A 4,311-nucleotide genomic window follows, 5' to 3' on the forward strand; every position below is an offset into this window, starting at 1 on the left:
AGCGCGAGCGCGAGCGCGCCGCGCAGCCCGCCCCAGAACAGGATGTGCCGCGTGATGCCATCGACCGCGAGCGCGCTTTTGCGGAACAAGGCAGTGATCGGATAGATCGCCGCGGCGCGGCCGATCAGCGCCAGCGCGATGCCCACCGCGGCGGGCTTGAGATAGGCGCCGAACGATTGCTCCGCCTCGCGCCCGCCGAGCAGCAGGAAGATTACCGAATTGGCGAGGAAGGCGGCGAAGTCCCAGAAGCGCATCAGCGCCGCGCCGCCGCGTTCGGTAAGCTCGCTCCCCCGCCCCCAATTGCCGACCAGCATTCCCGCCGAAAGCGTCGCCAGCACGCCCGAGACATGCAGCTCCTCGGCCACCGCGAACGGCGTATAGGCCGCGAGCATCGAAAGCGTCAGTTCGACGAGATGATCGTCGGAGCGCCCGGCGATCAGCAGCAGGCCGCCGGCCACCACCAGTCCGCACAGCACCCCGCCGACGACGCCGGTGACCAGCGACAGGCCCATCGCGCCGAGCGTCGGCGCCTGCCCGCCGATCGCGGCGATGCACAAAGCGAACAGCACCGCCGCCGCGCCATCGTTGACCAGGCTTTCCGATTCCATGATGAAGCGCAGCCTTTTGTTCGCGCCCTGCTCCTTCATCATCGCGATCACCGAGACGGGATCGGTCGCGGCGATCAGCGATCCGAAGATCAGGCTGGCGAGCCAGCTCCAGCCGATGATCCAGTGCATGCCGCCCGCGACGACCGCCGCCGAAAGCAGGGTGCCGCAGAAAGCGAGATTCAGCACCAGCGGCGCTTCCCGCCGGAAATCGCGCCAACGAAGGTGCAGCGCCGCCTCGAAGATCAACGGCGGCAGCAGGAAGGTGAAGATCAGCTCCGGGGTCAGCGCGATATTGCTGCGATACCCTGCGAGGCTGAGGCCGACGCCCGCCGCGACGAGGCCGACCGAATAAGGCAGCCCGATCCGCCGCGATACGATCGCCACCAGGCACGCCACGAACAGCAGCAGCCCGAGCGTGACGAAGTCGACATGATGCATCGCGCGGGTCCCCTCGGCGGCGTGGCGACGTATGCCGCGCCCGCAAGGTAGCTTTTACCGCCACCGCTGGCTATTGCCGCCGCTCCGCGCGGAGGGCGCACCGGGATCGCCGGGCGTCTCCGGCTCCGGGCGTGCGGACCCGCCAACGACCCGAGTCTGCGCACCGCCGATGCCTTCGCCTGCCCCCCAGCCCAAACCGTGGATCGCGGCGATCGCGCCTTATGTTCCGGGCCGCTCGACGACCGACGACGGGCGCCGCGTCCGCAAGATTTCGTCGAACGAAAATCCGCTCGGCACCAGCCCGCAGGCCCGCGCCGCCTTCGCCGCCGAGGCCGCGACGCTCGATCGCTATCCCGATGCGGCCGCCGCCGAATTGCGCGAGGCGATCGCCGCCAAGTTCGGGCTCGATCCCGCCCGCGTGATTCACGGCACCGGATCGGACGAATTGCTCCACCTCGCGGCGGGCGCATTCGCGGGCGTGGGCGACGAGGTGCTGTACGTCCGCTACGGCTTTTCGGTCTATCCGATCGCCGCGCGCCGCGTCGGCGCCGAGCCGATCGAGGCCGACGATCGCGATTATGCCACCGATGTCGAAGCGCTGCTCGCGCGCGTCGGCCCCAGGACGCGCGTCGTCTATCTCGCCAACCCCAATAATCCGACCGGCACCTACACGGCCCGCGAGGAGGTGGCGCGCATCCACGCCGCGCTGCCTGCGGACTGCCTGTTCGTCGTCGACCAGGCCTATACCGAATATCTCGAGCCCGAGGATGACGACGGCGCGCTCGCGCTCGCCGAGACCGCGCCCAACGTGCTGGTGACGCGCACCTTCTCGAAGATCCACGGCCTCGCCGCCGAGCGGATCGGCTGGGCCTATGGGCCCGCGCCGGTGATCGAGGCGATGCACAAGATCCGCGCGCCATTCAACGTCTCGACCGCCGGCCAAAAGGCCGCGATCGCAGCGCTGGACGCCGACGATTTCGTCAAGAAAAGCCACGACCACAATCTCCTATGGCGGACGTGGCTGGAGGCGGAGATCGCCGGGCTCGGCAATTTCGGGCTGCGCGCGGTTCCGAGCAAGGCCAATTTCCTGCTCGTGCTGTTCGAGGGCGCCCTCACCGCCGAAGCCGCCTATCACGGCCTTATGGAGCGCGGGCTGATCGTCCGCTGGCTGCCCGCGCAGAAGCTCCCCCACGCGCTGCGCATGACGATCGGCACCGAGGAGGAGATGCGCGATCTCGCCTTGGCACTGCGCGAGCTGACGGCGGCGGCGGGCTGATGCCGTCCCCCTCGGCAGAGGTCGGCACAGCGTTCCAGCGCGTCTCGATCATCGGGCTGGGACTGATCGGCTCGTCGATCGCGCGCGCGATCCGCGCGACGATGCCGACGGTGCGGATCACCGGCTACGACGCCGATCCCGCCGTCCGCGAACGCGCGCGCGCGATCGACCTGTGCGACGATATCGCCGATGCCGCCGGCACCGCGGTGATCGATGCCGATCTGGTGATGCTCTGCGTGCCGGTCGGCGCGATGGGCGCCACCGCCGCCGCGATCGCCGCCGATCTGCCCGCCGAGGCGATCGTCAGCGACGTCGGCGGCGCCAAGGTATCGGTCGCCGCCGCGATCCGCGCGCATCTGCCCGGCGCGACGATCGTCCCCGGCCATCCGGTCGCGGGCACCGAGCATAGCGGCCCCGACGCGGGCTTTTCCACCTTGTTCAACGGCCGCTGGTGCATCCTCACCCCCGACGCCGACACCGATCCCGCCGCCGTGGCGCGCGTCTCGGCCTTCTGGGAGCGGCTGGGCGCGCAGGTCGAGATCATGGACGCGCGCCACCACGATCTCGTGCTCGCGGTCACCAGCCACGTCCCCCACCTGATCGCTTATTCGATCGTCGGCACCGCTTCCGATCTCGAGGAGGTCACGCAGAGCGAGGTGATCAAATTTTCGGCGGGCGGCTTCCGCGATTTCACGCGCATCGCCGCCAGCGATCCGACGATGTGGCGCGACGTCTTCCTCAACAATCGCGAGGCGGTGCTGGAAATCCTCCAGCGCCTGACCGAGGACGTGACGATGCTCCAGCGCGCGATCCGCTGGGGCGACGGCGACGCTTTGTTCGATCTCTTCACCCGCACCCGCGCGATCCGCCGCTCGATCATCGAGCAGGGACAGGATACCGACGCCACCGATTTCGGGCGGCAGGGATGACAAGCGCAATCATCACCCCCGGGAGAAGCTCGGCATGACCCACCCCCTCCGCATCGCGCTCGCGGGGCTCGGCAATGTCGGCGCGGGCGTCGTCAAGCTGCTCGACGCCAACGCCGATCTGATCGCGCGCCGCGCCGGCCGCCCGATCGAGATCGTCGCGGTTTCGGCGCGCGATCGGACGCGCGATCGCGGCATCGATCTCGCGCGCTTCGCCTGGGTCGACGATGCCGCCAGCCTCGCCGCGCGCGATGACGTGGATGTCGTCGTCGAGCTCGTCGGCGGCTCCGACGGACCCGCGCTGACGCTGGCGCGGCGCACGCTCGCGGCGGACAAGGCGTTCGTCACCGCCAACAAGGCGATGCTCGCGCATCACGGCCTCGAACTCGCCGAGGCCGCCGAGGCGAAGGGCGTCGCGCTCAAATATGAAGCGGCGGTCGCGGGCGGCATCCCGGTCATCAAGGGATTGCGCGAGGGCGCCGCCGCCAACCGCATCCACCATGTCTACGGCGTGCTCAACGGCACCTGCAATTACATCCTGACGACGATGGAGGCCGAGAGCCGCGACTTCACCGAGGTGCTCGGCGAGGCGCAGAGGCTCGGCTATGCCGAGGCCGATCCGAGCTTCGATATCGATGGCGTCGATGCCGCGCACAAGCTTTCGATCCTCGCCAGCCTCGCGTTTGGCGCGCGCATCGATTTCGGCGCGGTCGCGATCACCGGCATCCGCCACGTCATCGCCGCCGATATCGCCGAGGCGGGAGCGCTCGGCTATCGCATCCGTCTCGTCGGTTTGGGCGAGGCGAGCGCCAAGGGCCTGTTCCAGCGCGTCCATCCCTGCCTCGTGCCGATCGATCATCCGCTGGCGCACGTCACCGGATCGCTCAACGCCATCGTCGCCGAGGGCGATTTCGTCGGCCGCCTGCTCTTCCAGGGGCGCGGTGCCGGCGAAGGGCCGACCGCGAGCGCGGTGGTCGCCGACCTGATCGATATCGCGCGCGGCGCGACGGGCCCGGCCTTCGCGATGCCCGTCGCCGAGCTCGCGGCGATGCCCGCCGCCCCC

4 protein-coding genes are annotated in these 4,311 nt (G+C 69.7%); 3 read left to right on the forward strand and 1 reads right to left on the reverse strand.

Annotated features, from left to right (window positions below; all coding sequences use genetic code 11):
• A partial coding sequence (locus HUU94_RS01625; RefSeq protein ID WP_174273385.1) for a cation:proton antiporter occupies positions 1–1,046 on the reverse strand: 1,046 nt, incomplete at its 3' end.
• 169 nt (positions 1,047–1,215) lie between these two features.
• On the opposite strand from HUU94_RS01625, the gene hisC reads away from it, so the two are divergent.
• The 3 genes from hisC to HUU94_RS01640 form a co-directional block, all read left to right on the forward strand.
• Positions 1,216–2,322 (forward strand): histidinol-phosphate transaminase, encoded by a 1,107-nt coding sequence (gene hisC, locus HUU94_RS01630; protein WP_174273386.1) that lies wholly within the window; start codon positions 1,216–1,218, stop codon positions 2,320–2,322.
• The gene (locus tag HUU94_RS01635) at positions 2,322–3,251 is read left to right on the forward strand and encodes a prephenate/arogenate dehydrogenase family protein (RefSeq protein WP_174273387.1); all 930 of its coding nucleotides are present in this window, start codon (positions 2,322–2,324) and stop codon (positions 3,249–3,251) included. The genes hisC and HUU94_RS01635 overlap by 1 nt, the downstream gene beginning before the upstream one ends.
• Positions 3,252–3,285: 34 nt before the next feature.
• The coding region (locus HUU94_RS01640; RefSeq protein ID WP_174273388.1) for a homoserine dehydrogenase at positions 3,286–4,311 on the forward strand (1,026 nt) is incomplete at its 3' end.

The organism is Sphingomonas bacterium (genome assembly GCF_903644055.1).
In the GTDB taxonomy this organism is placed as follows: domain Bacteria; phylum Pseudomonadota; class Alphaproteobacteria; order Sphingomonadales; family Sphingomonadaceae; genus Sphingomonas_I.